This is a genomic window from Treponema sp. R80B11-R83G3, from assembly GCF_054786115.1.
On record NZ_BDHF01000312.1, the window covers coordinates 1 to 864 of the forward strand.

General features: G+C 36.9%; 1 protein-coding gene. It reads right to left on the minus strand.

Annotated features, from left to right (window positions below; translation table 11 throughout):
• The coding region (locus ACYVRH_RS13540) for an Eco57I restriction-modification methylase domain-containing protein (protein WP_461257418.1) at positions 1 to 864 on the minus strand (864 nt) is incomplete at both ends.

The following is an 864-nucleotide window of genomic DNA, read 5'->3' on the forward strand; positions in this document are numbered from 1 at the left end:
GAATTATATTTATCGTTTGATACACTTGAGATAGGTATTATCATACCTATCTTGCCATTTTTCTGTAATAATGAAATTGCCCTATCAGCAACAAACGCATACAAATTCCCACATCCTTCTGTTTCATATCCTTTTATAACATAATCTTTCTTAACCTTGCTATACTCCACATACGGCGGATTCCCAATCACCACATCAAATCCGCCTTTGCTGATTATCCCGTAAAATTCAGCGAACCAGTGGAATGGCTGGTGGCTTTCCTTCCACGCCTGATAAGCGGTCTCTTTTTCTTTCTTTCTTTTCCATTGCGTTTTTGCCCCAAGCCCATAAGTATCGGCAAGGTAACGGTTTAATTTTTCATCAAGGTCTTTTAATTCAACTGTTAGGGTTTTCTTTATATCTTTGTATTTTTCATTATTACTGCCTACTTCAGTCTGTAATTCCTGAAAATGATTAAATATTTTTTCTACTGATTTACATTTTTCTTTTAATTCGTCCAATTTTTCCTTGTAAATTAATTCGCCTTCCGTGCTTTTAACAACTTCTTCAAGCTGTTGTTCAGTGGCAAAACCGACAAGGGTATTGCCGGAACGTATATTAAAATCAATATCGGGGAGCGGTTCAAGTCCGTAGTTTTTTTTACGTTTTGACGGGTCAACCTCGGCAACCAGTTTCAGGAAAAGCCTTAGTTTGGCTATTTCTACCGCCTCTTTCATTAAATCTACGCCGTACAGGTTATTCAGAATTATTGTCTTATAAATATAATAACTAAGATTGGGATGTTCTCCCAACAATATGGGCGTTAATCTCTGTTCAAAATCGGTATTTCCTTTGGGATTTTCCTTCCACCATTCTTCCATACGC